This is a genomic window from Clostridioides sp. GD02367 (genome assembly GCF_045900275.1).
Taxonomy (GTDB): Bacteria; Bacillota; Clostridia; order Peptostreptococcales; family Peptostreptococcaceae; genus Clostridioides; species Clostridioides difficile_A.
Genome location: NZ_JBJODK010000001.1, coordinates 424,913 through 443,492 on the forward strand (window position 1 = coordinate 424,913; position 18,580 = coordinate 443,492).

Sequence of the window (18,580 nt, forward strand, 5' to 3'; positions counted from 1 at the left end):
ATTATCATTATATACATAAAAAATGACCTATTAATAGGTCATCTGAACTAATGATTTTATGGTATATGAGATATTTTCTTAAATCACTTATTATTTTTATCATTTACAATACTCTTTTTATCTTAAAATAATTATAATCTAACTTTAATCACACATTATGTTACATGCAAATATTTTTAGCAAACTTAATAATTAAATAGCTATATTTCATTAACCATCTTATAAATATTTATAACCTATCCACTATTCTTCCTCAATAAATTCAAATAAATTTTCCACTGTAGTATTGAATACTTTAGCAATATCCATAGCTAACTTTAAAGAAGGATTATATTTTCCATTTTCTAAGTGTACAATAGTCTCACGTCTTACTCCAACCGATTTAGCAAGTTCATTTTGTGTCATAAGGAGTTTTTCCCTATATTCTTTAATTTTTGTCTTCATCAATATTGCCACTTAGTTGCATATCCCCCTTTTATCAAAATACACATACAAAATTAATTTAGATAATGATTGTATAAATAATACTGCAATAAGAATTATGCCAGTGTCCTGGTTTGATATATTTATATTCCTTGTATAAGGAGTTGCAAAGAAAATAGCAATTATAACTATAGAATACATCATTATTGTTATTGCAATCTGATTAACCTTTGATAGTATAAATTTAGATGATTCATCAACTAAATCATTATATTTTTTATTATAAATTAGATAACAACCAAAAACTATTAACCAGCTCAGCCCTGGAAGAGAAGCCGTACTTGGACCTTTAAAAATATACTTAGTCGCTAATACTGCTATAAAAAAATAAGTTATTACAAGTAATTCTAAGATAAGCTTTGATTTTACTCCAGTTTCTGATTTAGACATATAAAAATCCTCCTTAAAAGTTATATATTCTTTAGTTTTTGTTTTCATTAATATAATTACTTAATTACATATACCTCTTTTATCAAAATATATATACAGAATTAATTTAGATAACGATTGTATAAATAAAACTGCTAATAGAATTATACCTATATCCAAATTTGATACATCCAAAGCTCTTGTATGATTAGCTGAAAAGAGAACAGCTATTACAAACATAGAGTACAGCATTATTTTTGATGCAATTTGATCAACCTTTAATAACATAAGTTTTGATGCCTCATCGACTAAATCATTATATTTTTTATTATACATTGAGTCAAATACCCAAAAAACTAATAAGATTATAAAAGTAATCCAAATACCTTCTCCTTTAAAAATAAACTTTTCTAATAATAAGTCTATAAAGAAATAGGATAGCATCAGAAATTCTGAAACAAGATTTGCTTTAACACCAAGCTTCAATCTAGACATATAAAATCACCCCTTAAAAGTTATATATTTATAACACTTCATGTTATAAATATATAACTTTTCCAAATAAATTGCAAGAAAATATTGTAAATACTTAATAATATTTTTACAAGTATAGTCCATAAAAGATTTCATAATAGATATCTAATGCTTACAAATAATATTATAAAATAACTTTTTTATTCACTCCTATATAACCGACGCTCTAAAAAATTCTTATACCATAAAAATTTATTCTTTAGTAAGCAGTACAGTACTAAATTAGTTTATTGTATCTATTCTCTCAATCATATCATTTAATAACTATTATCCTAATTAATATGAAATATTGAAATGTATAGTTATACAACCTAAATTCACTTCAATATCCTTCAAAAATACCTTTTTGGGCGACTGGAGTATGGTTTTGGATTTCATAATCAAAATAAAAAACCACTTATCTATTGCCATAGAGAAAGTGGTTTAGAATTTGAATTTAAAAATAAATCTTAAATTTATTTATTACAATTCATTAATTCGAAAAAATATTTAGAGTCATGTGTCTTATAAAGATTTAGCCAAGAAGTTAATGCTTCTTCTTTAAAGACATCTAAAACTTTTAAAACTTGTATCGTAAATTCTAATGGTGCAATTCCTGAAGCAGTAATTAAATTTTCATCACTAACTGCAGATTCCATTTTATAATATTTTTCTCCAGAATAACTTGGTATCGCCATTTTTAGAAATTCTAAATCATTACTTGTATGATTTCTAAAATCTAGTAAACCTGTTTTAGCTAACCCTAAAGTAGCACCACAAATAGCTGCAACTATAGCCCCTTGTTCCAAAGCCCCCTTAGATTTTTCTAATATTTTCTCATGACCCATAGACATCCAGGTATTTCCCCCTGGCAAAATTAATAAATCATTACTTTCAATATTAAGCTCATCAATTATAATCTCAGGTAAAACTTTTAATCCACCCATTGTTATAATAGGATTTTTATCAACTCCTACTGTAATTACTTTTAGTGGCTTTAATCCTTTTTTGAAATATCTTCCTGTGTTTAATTCAGCAGTTAAATATCCAACTTCCCAATCTGACATAGTATCGAATACATACATATATACTTTTCTATTTTTCATCTTTTACTCCTTATCTTATCAATTAATATACCTACATTGTAAAATAACTTAACTGACATACTCTGTCAGTTAAGTTATTAAATTTGATAATGATTAATTAATTCGAATAAATCTTCAACCATTTTATCCCTAAGACTTAATGGTTCAATTATTTGTATAGATTTTCTATAAGGTATAAGTATATTTGGTACATATGTAAATATTATCTCTTCTTGAAGTTTAAATATTACTTTATTTGAAGTCCTTTCTTTCAAATAATATCCTAGAAGCCAATGCTGGCATAAGTTGTCCAATGCATTTATCTTTCCTTCTATAACTAATTGTATAGTATTATCTTCATCTTTTGTTTCGTCCATAATCCCCTTTATAAAGAATTCACTTGCTGAAAATTCCTTTGGTCTATTAAAAGTATTTGATGTTTCTATAACACTACTAATTCTATCTAACCTAAAGCTGCGAATCTCATTTCTCATTTGGCAAAATGCTACTATGTACCAATTATTATTCCAACGAACAATTCCATATGGATTTATAATCCTACATTTTGATTTTTCTTCATGAGCTGTACGATAGTTAATTTCTACAGATGATTCATTTGCTATACTATTTTTCAACTTTTTAAGTACAGATTCTATGGATATTTTTCCAGTGGGTTTTATTACTTCAAAACCTATTAAATGTTTTGTTAAAATTTCTTCTTGTTTTTGATTTGAATACATTTTTAACTTTGACGTTGCTTTATCTAGTGTTTCATCTAAGAAACACCCTTCTTCTTTAGCAAATATAGCTGCATGAAGTAGTGCAGTTTGCTCTTCTGTATCGAAAAAAAGAGGTGCTTTGATGAAATTATTCAAAAGTGTATATCCACCATTATGACCTGTATCTGAAATTATAGGTATTCCACTAGCAGATAATGCATCAATGTGTCTGTAAACAGTTCTTATGTTTATTTCTAGTTTTTCAGATATTTGTTTTGCGGTTATTTTTTTATCTGAGTTTAGCATCCATAATATGGACATCATATTATCAATTTTAGCCATATAGTTTTACCTCTTCATGTGTGTTTTATAAGTTAATTATATAGGTTATTAGATTAATTTTCAAAAAAAGATATTAGCAATTTGCTAATATCTTTTGTGGATTTCAATAGTGGAGACGAGAAGGAGTCTATAAGTGGTTAGTTATATATCTATTTTCTTTATTAAACATATTTTATTTACTATTTGTATACTTATATTCTATTTCATTGCTAATTTTAAATGCGTACTCTGGATTAATATCTAACACTTCTTCTAAATCATCATTCTCAAGTATCTCATTCATTACCTCATGCTTATCAGTTTTATTTAACCAAAAGTCTATTATCATCTCCTTGTCAAACAATCTATCTATGATATGTTCATCATCTAGCATTGTTTCTAAAGCTTCTTTAGAATATTTTTTTAAGTATTTATCACTTTTGTATATTAAGTATTCTTCTATTTCTATGTATCCATTTATATCTAATATTTCATAATTAATAATCGCATTTTCTATACTCATATCTTTTATCTCTGAGTTGTACCAAATGAAAAATAGAATAACATCCATATCTATATCTCTAATTTTCATTGTACTTACTACTTCATCTAACTTACTAGGATTATTTAATAAGTATTCTCCTAATTCTTCATCATCTAGATGATTCATTATTGATTCTATTACTTCTTATGTACTACTTTCTATTTCATTGTATTTTCTTATTAGTTGTTGAAGTTCTTTGAAAAACAATTTATTCAAAATCTCTGATTTTATTTTTATCATGCTATCCTCCACTACTCTTATATTTTTTATCAGGGCTTCTAGGTCTTTATTTTATTAGATCTGTTAGCCCTAGTTAATTACATAGGTACATAGAAAAAATCTTAGCTTCTATCTCTAAGCTAAGACTTCCTATATCTTATTATTTTCTTTAAAACTAAAGCATGTATCATTATCACCTACTATAATATGGTCTACTAATTCAATTCCTAATATTTCACCTGATTTTCTTAATCTCTCAGTTATTGATTCATCTTATTTACTAATATTAATACTCCCAGATGGATGATTATGAAAGCATAATATTTTTGATGCATTAGTAAGAACTGCTGTCTTAAATACTTCTCTTGGATGTACTATGGCTGAATTTACAGTGCCAACACTTACTACTTCTATACTTACAGGTCGATTCTTTGTATCTAAACAAGCCACTATAAACTTTTCTCTATCACCATCTATTAGAAAGTTTTTTGCTAATCTATATGCATCATAAGGATTACTTATTTTTCTAGTTTCATATAGTACTGAACTTTCTTTAACTATTTTAAGAGATATAATATTTACTCTCTTTGCTGATACTTCCTCCTCCTTTTTTATCTCTCCTTATATATCCATACCTTTATTTATTATAATCTACCCTATATATCACTTGATGAAACTCCATACTTTGAACAAGCTTTACTTACTGCTTCGCTTGGATCTATCCCCTCTGCTATAAGACTTAAAACAAATGCTATTATTAATGTCCACATATTCTAATCTCCTTTAAATTATCAATAGTTAATATATTTCTTAATGCTAAATAAAAATAAGCATCTATACTTTGCTAGTATAAATGCTTATTTTAGTAATTCATCAGTTGCTTTATTCTTAGTAATTATGGTAATAGAATAATCAATAGATAATAAGTATAATGTTGAACTATACTTATCAATACCATCTTCATGTATAACATCACTAAACTCTTCAATTAATCCCTTTAGTATGTTTACTTTTAGAGACTCTACTTCTTCAATCTCCTCAATTACACATACATATCCACCATAATCTGTTAATTTTCTATCCTTTTCGTAAGATCCATTCAATATCGTGATAATGTTATCTACACTATCAACAATTTCTTTAGGATATTCTGATAATAAGTTTAAATCTTCTTTCTTACATAAGTTAATCATATTAACTTCCTCCTTTTAATTTTTTATACTAAAAAAGAGATGTTAATATTTTTATCAACATCTCTTTTTTAGCTTTTATATTCCTATTATAGTAGGCTATCTATTTAATATAGATCAAATATATAATATATAGTTGTAAAACAATTTGATACGACTTTCTAGCCTACCATCTATTTGTAAAATATCTTTCTTTATAGCTTCTAACATATTATCTATTTTATCTACATCAAAATTTGATTTCTTATATAATCTATTTTGTTCCTATTTTCAAATATGTTATTTGTTAACACTATAATTAGGTCTATTAATGTATTTTCATAATTTTTTAATTCTTCAAATCTATATGGTATAATTAATATATTACTTATATACTAATAAGATATTAAATTTATCCTGCAGTTTAAATCTTGCAGATATTTATTCTGTTTACCGACCGTTTTAAGCACATTTAAGTATTTAATTATTCATCTTTTTTAATTAAAAAAGATGGCTGCATACGCCCCCAATTTTAAAATTAGTTACGCTACAGCCTCACTAAATTAATCCTCATCTACAATCTTATACTGTTTACTTAATGTTCCATTAAACAATTCTTTTGCATGACTACCAGTAAACTTATCAATTGCCTCTTGTACCTCTGATTTCATTAAGTCTAGATAACGAATCTCACCATTTTTTTCATCTGTAACAGCAAGTACTCTTGCAAACATTGTTGGATGATCTTTCAGATATGAAACATATCCTTTCAATCGACCAACACTATCACCCAACCAGCCTCCATGTGGATCAACAATTGAAGGAATAATTTTTCCGCCTACATTCTGAAAAAATATAAAATCAGGATAACAGTTATCGAGCTGCTTTCCTTCGCTATTCATCCATTTTGGAATAGATAGTGATGCGCGAAGATTCTTTGGTTGATTTCTATACCAAGCAACATTCAATGCATGACTCATTTCTGTTCTGAGAACTTTCTGCTCTAATTCATTTAACTTATGATATGACCATCCATCATCATCACTGATGATATGTTTTTCATATCTATCATAATCTTTATTCTGATGTGTATTAGTAGATTTTATGTTCAAATAATCTTCAACATAAGGTTTTGTATTACCTTCAATTCTATCCCATTTTCCTCTATTCTCTTCAGATACAGAAGCTCTAAATGGTCCATATATGTCAAGTAGTTCTTCTGTTTTGCTTTCAGCCCAAACTTCCATAGCCTGAACAATTTCAATACAATATCCAACTGCGCACATCATACGAATAGCATCTTCTTCTGTATCAAGTTCATCTTTCATTCTTTTATTAATGCAGTATTTAATTTTATCAGATGCACCTGAGAAAACTCTCACTGTATTCTTATAGTAAGCGAATAATCTATCTGCATCATTTTCAGCCAATTCAATGCGATCTTCAAATTCTTCACCAGTTAATGGGTCAACTCTTTTAATAGACATCTGTGTACTACGAATTTCACCAAGTGAACGCTTGTATTGTGCTGGATTCCTCTTAATTTCAGCCTCAATATTATGATAGAAATCTTCCTGAATATCAGCATCAAGATTTCCATTTGGATTAAGATCTGCTTCAATTATATCAACACAATCCCACAAATCTAAAAAATGATTTGGCTTATCATGACGTACTTGCCTTGTAATAATACTCTCAAAACATGTACGTATAGCTTCGCTATCGACCTTAGGAATACGTTCAAGTATCTCATTAAGTTTCTGCTGCATAAATTCTTGAGCCTCATCTGAATTAACTGAAAAATCATCATCCATATTTACATAAAATTCATCCTCTAAATTAGATATATCTAACATACCAGAACTAACTATATTTGAAATTTCCGTTGCATTAGATACATGTTGCACAATTGTATCCTCATTGCATAAAGATATATCATTCTGTCCACTTTCTTTTTTCTGTTTATTCTCCAATTTTTCCTCTAACATCTTCTTTGTTTTACCAAAAAATGCAACATCAACAGAGTTAACTGTGATATTAGAAGTCTGGTCTATATTATCTTCTTTCAACTTTTTAACAACACTTTCAACTGTTGATGCATCATACTGTGGGAGGTAGCAAGAAACAGTATTTAACTCCTCTATATCACGAATTCTCCGAGCCAACGGTGTACGAACCATACGACCAATTAATTGAGCAATATATGTTGGATCACTACGTTTACGTCTAGAATAAATTACTTCAGCACGTGGACAATCCCAACCAGTTGAAACTGCATCCTTAGCGAATAGAACTTTAATTTCATTATGTTCTGCAACATCCTCAGGTTTTACATAAGGAATTTTCCCTACATTGGTTATAATATCTTCATGTCCACCAAATACATTAGCAAAGCATGTTGAACTATCAAGCCAAGGTAAAGTTTTGCAAATCTGGCTACATAATGCAGCCAATGTTTCTTTACTAACCTTGTCTTCAACCTGTACAACCATAAGTGGCACAATAATTGGATATATATGATTCTCTTCACAATACTTTTTCCAAAGACTTGATGATTCAGCTAACTTCTCGCAAGCATATTTCAAATCCTGATGTTTTGTATCAACTGCTTTTTGGGGTGTTCTTAACTCAATAGAATCTTTAACCAACCCAGAAGTTCTTACCTGTGATACTGGAACTTTCACTTCAGCTTTAATATCACGTTCTTTTCTACCATTCATTGCTTTGTTGAAATTTTCAGGAGTAGCAGAAATACCAATCACTACAGGTACAGGTGGATTATTTCCTTCCTGACCATCAATCAATTTAGCATAAATAGTCTTACTAGTATTTTCAGATGTAGCCTTGCTATCACCTTTACTACCAAGACCCCTATGTGCTTCATCAATAAATAAATAAAAACGAATATTATCGTCTTCAATTGTATTTGTAAGAACATCATAAAAAGTACGCCCAACTTCTGATGGATTTGATAACTTTTTTCCTTCACCAAGAAGCTGTCTATTTAAAAAATAGATATGTCCCTGCTGTAATTTCAGATGATTCTTTGCAAAATCTGGACCAATAACTTCCATAGTTTTTGCATCTGACAGTAAATCTGTCGCGTCAGCAAACTTCTTTAATGTCTGCTCATTCAAGGACGGACTGTCAGACAACCATAAAATAGTCGCACTACTATCTCCACCATAGATATCATTTCCATAAAACAATGCCTCTGCCACAGCTGCAGCAATAACTGTTTTACCAGAACCTGTAGGTGCAATTAACGGAACTGCAGATAATGAACCATCTGATTCATAGCTTCTCTGCATTGATTCTAATCTCTTTAAAAGAGTATTTACTGCAGTTTTTTGAAAATCAAATAACTCATATTTCATATTTAGTCAATACCCCCTTCTCCATAAATTTCAAATGTTCTAAGGTATGTTTCATACAATCTATGTACTTCTACTCCTGGCAGCCTTTTACACATATTAGAATACCTTCTTTGATCATCTGTTACAACAAATACTGTCTTAATTGATGGTGTATTTTTAATCTTCTCACAAAATTTTGACGCTTGATTGTAATCAAACAATACACCATAATAATCTGTTGTTAAATAACTCTTTCCTATTTTTCTAATAATTGGTCCACGACAACCTGCTTGCATCCAAAGAATAGGAGCAATTGCATCAAATGCATTATCCAGTCGAATAGGCCATGCTGACTCGTATGTTAACTCACAAAATATGGCATTCTCTTTAAATCCATCAGACATAGGAAATTCTTCCGTAAATTTATAGTCACCTTTAACTGGTTCATTAAGAGTATTGATACCTGTAATTGCTGACTTAATACGAGGCCACGTGAAATAATTCGCAATTCCATATTCCATCCACTCAGCATCATAAGGTTGTAAACCTTTTTGTATAAATGTTCTTTCTTCATCTGCACCAATTTCATTATTTGTAATAGAAATTGAACGTCTATTTCCTCCATCAAGATGATTTAGAAGCATTACTGCATTTGCTGTAGTACCTGAACCCGCAAAAAAATCTACAATAAGTGCATCTGGTTTATTTGTAACAAATAAACGAATAACATCCTCTACAGCATATATTGACTTAGGAAATGGAAATATTCTATCTGGCATAAAACACGAATTAACATTTGTTCCATATATCTTTGCATCATATGCAATATTATCCCACTGAGTTGTTGGCAATGATTTCTTTCCAGTAGAATAAAAAGCTTTTACGCTACCATCTTTTGCATAACCCGTAACAGTTGCTTCTCCTTTTTCAATATCCTCAATGGTTCCTGTTGTCAAATATGATATTACATATTTTTGAGGTTTGTCTTTAAAATACTTACCAACTCTGACAAATCCCTTCTCTAAACGAGCTTTTAATCCATCCCCAGTTAGCCCCCAGTTCATTTCTATACCATTATCACGAATTGGAAAAACAGGAATTGTACCTTCAATCATTGGAATTGAATCTAAACTATCACTTGGCATTAATGGCTCTCCTATATGAACAATCTTCCCTTCTTTAGAATCAATATAAATAGGATAAAATTGTGCAGTTCCACCTTTTTTTGTACCTCGTTTAGATGCTAAATCGCTCCTACGTAATGGTTGCCAATGCACTTCAGAATCTTTTGAAACAGATTTAACATCATTTAATTTCTCAATCGAACAATTTCCAAAACGGACACAATAAATAAATTCATTTGTTCGAGAAAATTCATCCGCACGAGCAGTACCTTTTCTACTGATAATACTACTTATCATCTGAATTTTAGCTTCTGGAAAAATTTGCTCCAACAATAATCCTAATCTAGCATACTCCTTTTCATCTATTGTAACAATTAGAACGGAATTATTAGGATTTAATAATTGAGCTGCTAATTTTAAACGTCTTTCCATAAATGTTAACCATTTGCTGTGTCTATATTTATCATTTTCATCAACATAATCATTATTATATTTCCAATCAGTAGCACCTGAATTATATGGTGGGTCAATATATATGCAATCAACTTTACCAGCATATGCATAAGTCAAAGCTTCCAATGCATGATAGTTCTCAGAATTAATTACCATATGATATGGATCTTCAGGTTTACCATTCTCTACACGGTCAACCTCTTTTAAACCTGGATAAATAACATCTCTATATCCAACAATTGGAACAATATCTTCCACTAGTACTTCACAAAATTCGTCACTATTCTGAATAATTGCAACTCCATCTTTAATTTCTTTAACAGTCCATACCACTTTGTTTACATCTGTTTCTTCATGTCCGCGTTTGGATAAAATATTAACATTATCACCAACTCCAGGCAATTTTTTATATAATCTTACTGCATCTGGTAAGTTATTCTCATATACAAGACCATAAGAATGCGTCTTCACATATTTCTGAATCTCCCTTGCTAATGCAGGATTTAATTTTGCAACTTCTTCAATCACAGCATGAATATTAGCCATATTTTAATTCCTCCTTAAAATTATATCATGAATTAATTAAATCCCTTTAGATTTCAAAAACTCATCTAGTATATTTCTCAACATACTTTTCATTCTAACATAATTAAATACACAATAAGTTTTTAATCTTTTTTTCATATCCTTTATGATATATATCTGAACAGGCGTCATCAGTTCTACAGTTTTATCTATAGGTACATATACTCATTCAGTAATAATAATTTTCACTACAATCTTTTGTCTATTCAAGTCTCCATTTATTCATCTACCGTACATTTAATCTTATGTACTTTGAATCTATATTTTGCCATATTCTGTTCTTCTTTTCAGTCTACTTCAAAATCGTATTCATTTACTTTCAAAATTTATGTTTTCATTATATCATTAATAGATATAGCGTCAATAATAAAATCTACCTTGACTACCATAGTAAATTTTAAGATATAAGTTTTTATACAACATATAAATAAGATTATAAACAAACTGTACAATTTTATCAGATTAATTATCATATTCCTTGTATAACAGAAAATTTTATTTCTTAAATATTATTTTATATAATTTTTTTATATACACAAATAATATCTAGTTATTTTACTAAATATATTATATATTATTTTGTATTAAAAGTAATCTTGCTTAATTCAAATATCTTCATTTTATTACCTCATATAATAAAAAGATATTGATTTTTCAATCAATATCTTTTTCGTGGATTTTAATGGTGGAGACGAGGGGAGTCTATAAGTGGTTATTTGATTGTTTTGTTGGTTTTTGTAAATATAGGTATATAGCTGTTTAGTTATGATATTAGACTGATTTTTTTGAATATTTTTTAGTATTTATTTTTGTAATTGGGGTATTATTGGGGTATGTTCTTTCAACTTTATGAAAATCTTATTCCTTTTATATCATAGTTTAAGCTTATAATCACGCTTTTTCAAGAAAAATAGCTAATTATTTATATACATTTTAATGAAGTTTACATATGATATTAAATTATCTCTTCTAAGATATATGATTTATTTTCAGCTAACTTATTCTAATTCAAACGCACAAAATATTAGCAATTTTAATACTTATATTGATTATTAACATAAAAAATTGCTCTGCCTTGAATCACACTAATTAATCTACTTTTCCTTATATTGATTGTTAACCATAAAAGTAAAGTCTATCATGTACAGTGTTACCTATTTATTCTATATAGTTATTCTCTTTGCTATCTGTTTTTTTAAATCATATATTCTTATGCATACATTAATCTTTAGTATCTTATAAGATTACTTTTCTATGTAAAATAGCATAATGCTTATGAATTAAATTATAACCTTATATATATTTCATATAATTTTTAATATTCTATTTATGTAATTTAATTACAACATTTTATATAACATTTCTTAATATAAAGACAAGTAACATTATTTATAATATATTATCTTTACTTCTTATTAATGTAATTAATTACATCTAATCTTAATTAAGATTTTACTAAATATGCTTTTGCTAAATCTGCAAGATTTTTAAATTCCTTTGGTTCATCATACATTACTTTTTTACATATCTGATCTTTATATGATTTATTTAATAATATTTCCCATCTTGGGTGCAAACATTCTATTCCAACAGTAAAATTATATTTTGCAAAATCAAAATTTAATTCTCTTTCAACAAATTCTATTTTAGGATATATATCATCAATTTCCTTACAACCTAAAAATACTTCTTTAAGATTATTTGATTCTGCTATACTTTCATACAAATTAGAAGCATTAACAATAGGTGTATTCTCATCTATATCCAAATCATAGCCTAAATAATAATGTGAAACTATTACTCCTTGTATTTCCATTAAATCAACACTAATCTCATATGATTTTTTAATATTTTCCCAATTTGTTTTAATTGCACTTAATTGTTCTGGCATTTTATCTAATGCCTTTTTCAATTCACCATCAACTTTTTTAGTCTCGCAAAAAGATTGAGGATTATAAAAATGCTTAATTTCAAGATATAATACAAATCCATCTCTATCAATTAAAAGTAAGTCACACTCTCTTTCATTTTTCCTTTGTAATGGAATTCTTACATGAAAATTAGTAATATATTTCACATTAGGAAGTTTATATTTTATCATTTCAATTATTAGAGGAATAACACGCTCCTTTATTTTATCTTTTATCCTTAAATATCTTTTATTATCACATTTTCTTAGATAGTTTAGAAATCTTGTTTCCATAGAATCATTAAATAACATGACTAATGGATTTACAAATATATATCCATCTTTAGTCATATTTAGTGGTGCCTCTGAAATGTTTAATTTAGGAAAATAACCATCTTCAATCGGCTTATAAATGTTATCTTCTAATGCTAGTTTATAAAGTTCCTCATTAGTTGCAGGGACATATTCCCTTAATTTTTTCACTCCATTTGGTGACAATATAATCATCATTTTATGTGATCCCACAGATACAATATCAAAATCTTCTTTATAAAGCTTATTAAATCTACGCATAGAAGCAACTATAAAAAAAAATCCTATTCCAGACCAATCTAGTCTAGAATATGGTTCATAATCTTCATAAACCATATTTTCACTCCAAAAATTCATATACAGTTCAGAAAGCTTTATTGCTATTTCTTCATCATCACAATTTTCAAGTTTTTTATTAGCTATCTGTAATGTATAGCTTAATGTTTTTCTTATGCTATAATCATTAATATATTTAAAATTCTTTTTGGGTATATTATTTAATTTGAAAGATATATTTCTATCTTTAATCTCCATAATGCCTTTTTTAGAATGTAATAACGGAAAAATATCACATAGTATTGAGTAATAAAATCCTAGTATTATCCTATTAAATGATAAAATATACAATTTTTCATCAAACATATAATCAAAGTCTTCCTCTTCTTGTAACTTTCTATGAGCAATATTAGTATTATATGTTAAAGAAAATAAATAATGTTTTTCAAATGGTGTAAATAATACTTTTTGATCTACTATAATATCTATAAAAGCTAAATTACAATGATAAATGTATTTATTTCTTGGTATTGACTTATCTAACTCATCAATAAGCCACTTATCTATATCATCTTCAATTTTATATATTTTTTCATTCATAATTTATTCCATCCTTTAATACCTTAAATTTTGTCTTTAAATATAATTTTATTACTATACTTAAATTATATAATATTTTATTGTTCTTTTACTGTTCACAATAAATCTTACTCTCTTATCTATATAATTAAACAATAATTTTTTATTTATATTAATTATGATATTATATCTTTATACATAAAACTAGGCTTAATTAAGTTAATTCAATATATAATTCTAATTTTATTACTTATTTATAGCATATTTTATATTCTTTCATTAATAATATTCAAAATAAATAATTGCTTAGTTATAAAAACAAATAATATAAACTCTTTTCCTACTTAAATAAGTGTATTCCTTCATTTTATTATAATATATTAAGATTATTTTATATTTTTAATTGTATATTTGATTATAAAAAAATACATTTTAAATATATTATCATCAAAGGTACGCTTTTTCATATCAATATCTATTATCACTTAACTTAAACTTCGAGATAAATTATATACCATTTCACTGTATTAATAAATTAATTAAATATTATTTACTATTTTTTATAATTTTCTTCAACTCATCTATACTTAAAACACTATCTTTTTTCCTATGAACCATTCTATGACAATTTGAACATATTGGCACTAAATCTGTTTTAGGATTTATATTACTTTCTTTGCCAACAGAACTTATGGTCTGATATGATGAATTTCTATGTATCCCTTACCTCTGTTTCCATATGTTTTTTCGAAATCAAACCCACATACAATACACTTTGTTCCATGATATTTTATTGCTTCTATTCTATTCTTAGGGTTACGCTCATATTGTTTCCCATAAACATATTTAACTTTCCCTTCTTTTCTGATTTCAGTTTCTAATTCTGCATTAATAGTATCAGCATCTAAAGTATTATCTTGACTTATTTCCTCTAATACATCATCTTCTATTTCAGTAGTAAAAATAAATTCTATATCAAAATTATTACTATCAAATTTTACAAATCTTATTTTAGGTAAATTTGTATTTTCTTCTATTTTACCTTCTAAGAATTTCTCATAATACTTAGGAAATCTAGTTCTTAGTAAATCTCTAAACTTAGATTTCCAAATTATTCTACTTCTTGGATTCTCTAATTTATCCATCTCTATAACTGCACTATAATAATTATCATTATATTTAAAATTCACATTTTTCTTTTCATTCTTTCCTAAATTATTTATCTCAAAAAAATGTCTTATTTCTATTGGAACTCCTGTCCCATTATGTTTTAATGTAGATTTATCAATTGTTTTTAAAGCTATTTTCTCATCTAATAACTCCCAAGAGTCAACTATTATAGGATACTCATTTATATTTCTAATTTCTAAAAGTATATTAATAATCTGCTTGAAATGTATCTCATCTTCCTTAAGAACTTCAATTGCTTTATCTATTGTGTATCCTGTAAAAATACCTTTATGATTTTTATTTATTCCTAAATGATGTACTATACCCATTGATTGATAACCTTTACTTTGTTTTGATGATAAATCTAGTATCTCATCATCTATCTTTCTATTACTCATATTATTTTTAAATAAATAATTATAAACTACTTTGTTTATTTGCTCTGATGAGTATTTATTAAACTCTCTTTTTCTATCATTAGGCTCTAACTTAGGTATTATCATATTCTCCTCCTCAATTGATTATTTTAGATTTTAATAAAATTATTGTATCATATATTTATTATTAAAATATATTGTGCTATTTATCAAAATACGTAAATCCTACAATGTCATTGATTGCATAAAAATAAAAGAGGGCATACTTATCCCCTCTTTATTAAATATATTTATTTTAAACAATATAATTAATATATACTTCACTTAAAATATTCTAGTACAACTTATTAATAATCTCGATTTACTATTTAATTATTCTATTGAGATACACAAATTAATTACTTCAACAACTCTATTATAAATTTTGCTCCTGTTTTAAATCCTAATTTATAACTAAGTTCTCTTTCAAATTCTATTAATGAATTAAACAAATCATTTAATTCAACCAACAGATATTTCTTATCATCTTCCAAATTTATTTCCAATAACTCATTAATTTTTTTAACCTCTTTCCAACATTCAATATAATACTCATCTTTTTCTAAAATACTTCTATACATATGTTCATTTATCCAATAATCAAAATATATTTCTATAATTTCATCATACATTTTAGTACCTCCTTGACTTTCATCAGGTACTTAATATATACTTAAGTTGCTAGGTTAGTGTACATTAAGTACCTAATTTATAAAGGTAGTTGTTATATTTATATGGCAACTACCTTTTTCTAATAAGCATTTAAATCTAAACTCAATATATTTTAAATCTCTATTACATCTAATTAAGTTTTATATATTTACCATTCAATACTTCTTGAAACATAATTTATCTATTACTTAATAAATCATACTTCTTTTTTATATCTCTTGTATCTTCTTACATTCTTCAAAAGAAAACAAATTTCCTATATACCAATATGGCCTAAATCCTGACTCACCATCTCTATTTTTAGCAACAATAATCTCACTTAAATTAGCACCAAAACCTTTTTCTCTTCGTCTCAGCTCTCTTATATCCTCAATTCCCATTGTCTTACAATAATTAAGAGCTTCTTTTTCTGTAGGTCTATGAATATATATAACTGAATTAGAATCCATATATATCTGCTTTGAGCTTCTCATTACTCTATCCCCTTTAGGTCTTTCATCTTTCAATTCATCATTTAATTGAGCAAGCTGAATAACTGGTATATTAAAATCTAAAGTAATCTTTTTTATTTGCCTTGATAAGTCAGCAAATTTAGCTTCTCCTACTTCTTTACCTTCATAATCCAAAATTTGCAAATAATCAATTATTACTAAACTAGGCTTAATATTCTTTATTTCTCTCTTTATCCCTGATACTGTATTTACAGAGTCATTTATATAAAGGTTATTTTCTTGATTTATTATGCTTAAAGCTTGTATATATTTGACTATTTCATCATCATTTAGATTTCTATTTTTCATTTTTACAACTGATATTCCAGTTAGTGAGGCTATATTTCTAAACAGAATCTGTATATCACTCATTTCTCCACTTATAAAAAGTACTTTCTTTCCTTGAAATATTACATTTCTAAGTATTTGTAAAGCTAATGCTGTTTTCCCCCTTCCACTTTTGGCTGCTATTGTAGTTAGTTCACCTCCATATAAACCTCCTATAGTATCATCTAAGAACTTTATTCCAGTCTTAATACCTTCATTCATTTCATCATTTATATATTCAAAGGCTCTCTCTGATATGGCTGTTATACTTGAATCCTTTTTTATTAATTTCTGATTGGCTTTATTTATATCATTTTCTAACTGATATATAAGAGTATTATCATCTATTTCTCCAAGATTGAACTTATTGAATTTATCAATTATATTTCTATTTTTATATTTTTCAATAACTATACTGACATAACTCGTGAAATTTGATACTGTTGGGACTATTGTTGACAAACTGGTAATATAGCTTATACCTCCAATATTATTCAAATGACCTTTTCTCTTTAATTCATCTGTAAGAGTTATTATATCTATTACTTCATTTCTCTTATTTATTTCTTTTATAGCCTTAAATATGTATTTATGTTCCTCATGATAAAACATGTCTTCATTTAACATTTGCTCTAACTCTTCTACTATTGTTGAGTCTAATAAAATACTTCCTAATATTGATTGCTCTGCTTCTGTATTTTTAATTAAGTTGTTTGAATTATTTATAATATAACCTCCCTACCACTTTAATTGAGAGTCATCTGGATTATATACCTTTTCATCTTTATTTAGGTCAGTTTCCTTGCTATGATAATTGCCCTCTAGTATCTTGGTAAAATTACTTGAATTCATTATCCAATCAAAATTTGCTTTCCATCCTGTATTATTGTTTCCATTTAGAAAACTTGTATTACTAACTATATTTATAACCTCTAATACAGTTTCTTTATCATATTCTCTTATTATTGAATTTATTCTCCTCTTTCTTGTGTCTGTTAGTTTCTTGACCTTTGAAAGTTCAATACAAGTTGAGTTAAATTTGCTTATAATTTCACTATATATAATATTATTTTCATTCTTTATATTCTTGATTGTTGTTGATTGATTGTTAATCGTCTGTTGATTAGGTTGTTGATTTTCTATGTTCTCTTGGTAAAGCTCCCAGTTTTCAATAGTTATGACTATATACTTGTTTGTTGTTTCGTATGTTAGAAAACCAGCATTTTTAAAAACCAACAAACAACTTCTAACCATTTGATAACTAACTCCTTTACCACATCTTTCAGCTATTTTGCTATATGAAGAAATAAATTGTCCAGACTTTATTTTTATCCTTTTATTATCTATAAAAACATGGTTTTCTTTATGACTAGCCATAAGTAATATAGTTATTAATATTACTTTTCTTTCTGGTTTAATGTCTTTCCAAATTGATTTATCCAACAACTCCCTATAAAGCTTTATCCACCCTTTATTGCTCAATTGCAA

Annotated in this window: 14 protein-coding genes and 1 pseudogene; all 15 read right to left on the reverse strand. The window is 26.9% G+C overall.

The window, feature by feature from the left end:
• Window positions 1–243: 243 nt before the first annotated feature.
• The 15 genes and pseudogenes from Q3223_RS01740 to Q3223_RS01810 all read right to left on the reverse strand — a co-directional run bounded on the left by Q3223_RS01740 (window position 244) and on the right by Q3223_RS01810 (window position 18,574).
• Complete coding sequence (locus Q3223_RS01740; protein ID WP_176702544.1) at window positions 244–456, reverse strand: helix-turn-helix transcriptional regulator; 213 nt, start codon at window positions 454–456, stop codon at window positions 244–246.
• Window positions 457–873, reverse strand: a complete 417-nt coding sequence (locus Q3223_RS01745) for a hypothetical protein (RefSeq protein ID WP_054277575.1) — start codon at window positions 871–873, stop codon at window positions 457–459.
• A gap of 60 nt (window positions 874–933) precedes the next feature.
• A complete protein-coding gene (locus Q3223_RS01750; RefSeq protein WP_054277576.1) occupies window positions 934–1,347 on the reverse strand; it encodes a hypothetical protein in 414 nt (137 codons plus the stop codon).
• A 494-nt stretch (window positions 1,348–1,841) separates the two neighbouring features.
• Complete coding sequence (locus Q3223_RS01755) at window positions 1,842–2,471, reverse strand: type 1 glutamine amidotransferase family protein (protein WP_407811510.1); 630 nt, start codon at window positions 2,469–2,471, stop codon at window positions 1,842–1,844.
• 77 nt (window positions 2,472–2,548) lie between these two features.
• The gene (locus tag Q3223_RS01760; protein ID WP_407811511.1) at window positions 2,549–3,511 is read right to left on the reverse strand and encodes a helix-turn-helix transcriptional regulator; all 963 of its coding nucleotides are present in this window, start codon (window positions 3,509–3,511) and stop codon (window positions 2,549–2,551) included.
• 172 nt (window positions 3,512–3,683) lie between these two features.
• The gene (locus Q3223_RS01765; RefSeq protein ID WP_407811512.1) at window positions 3,684–4,160 is read right to left on the reverse strand and encodes a hypothetical protein; all 477 of its coding nucleotides are present in this window, start codon (window positions 4,158–4,160) and stop codon (window positions 3,684–3,686) included.
• Between the two features lie 243 nt (window positions 4,161–4,403).
• Window positions 4,404–4,868 (reverse strand): annotated as a pseudogene (locus Q3223_RS01770) (RadC family protein).
• Window positions 4,869–5,110: 242 nt separating this feature from the next.
• The gene (locus Q3223_RS01775) at window positions 5,111–5,446 is read right to left on the reverse strand and encodes a hypothetical protein (RefSeq protein ID WP_407811513.1); all 336 of its coding nucleotides are present in this window, start codon (window positions 5,444–5,446) and stop codon (window positions 5,111–5,113) included.
• Between the two features lie 539 nt (window positions 5,447–5,985).
• The gene (locus tag Q3223_RS01780) at window positions 5,986–8,799 is read right to left on the reverse strand and encodes a DEAD/DEAH box helicase (RefSeq protein WP_407811514.1); all 2,814 of its coding nucleotides are present in this window, start codon (window positions 8,797–8,799) and stop codon (window positions 5,986–5,988) included.
• A gap of 2 nt (window positions 8,800–8,801) precedes the next feature.
• Entirely contained in the window at window positions 8,802–10,901 is a 2,100-nt protein-coding gene (locus Q3223_RS01785) for a site-specific DNA-methyltransferase (protein ID WP_407811515.1), read from the reverse strand.
• 1,483 nt (window positions 10,902–12,384) lie between these two features.
• Window positions 12,385–14,037 carry a hypothetical protein gene (locus Q3223_RS01790; RefSeq protein ID WP_102833908.1) on the reverse strand — a complete coding sequence of 551 codons (1,653 nt, stop codon included), beginning with the start codon at window positions 14,035–14,037 and terminating at the stop codon, window positions 12,385–12,387.
• A gap of 668 nt (window positions 14,038–14,705) precedes the next feature.
• Window positions 14,706–15,689 (reverse strand): restriction endonuclease, encoded by a 984-nt coding sequence (locus tag Q3223_RS01795; RefSeq protein ID WP_407811516.1) that lies wholly within the window; start codon window positions 15,687–15,689, stop codon window positions 14,706–14,708.
• 272 nt (window positions 15,690–15,961) lie between these two features.
• Entirely contained in the window at window positions 15,962–16,234 is a 273-nt protein-coding gene (locus Q3223_RS01800; protein ID WP_009891535.1) for a DUF6809 family protein, read from the reverse strand.
• Between the two features lie 249 nt (window positions 16,235–16,483).
• Complete coding sequence (locus Q3223_RS01805) at window positions 16,484–17,821, reverse strand: DnaB-like helicase C-terminal domain-containing protein (protein ID WP_321970105.1); 1,338 nt, start codon at window positions 17,819–17,821, stop codon at window positions 16,484–16,486.
• Between the two features lie 9 nt (window positions 17,822–17,830).
• Window positions 17,831–18,574: a hypothetical protein gene (locus Q3223_RS01810; protein ID WP_407811517.1), complete on the reverse strand. Its 744-nt coding sequence runs from the start codon at window positions 18,572–18,574 to the stop codon at window positions 17,831–17,833.
• Between the last annotated feature and the right edge of the window lie 6 nt (window positions 18,575–18,580).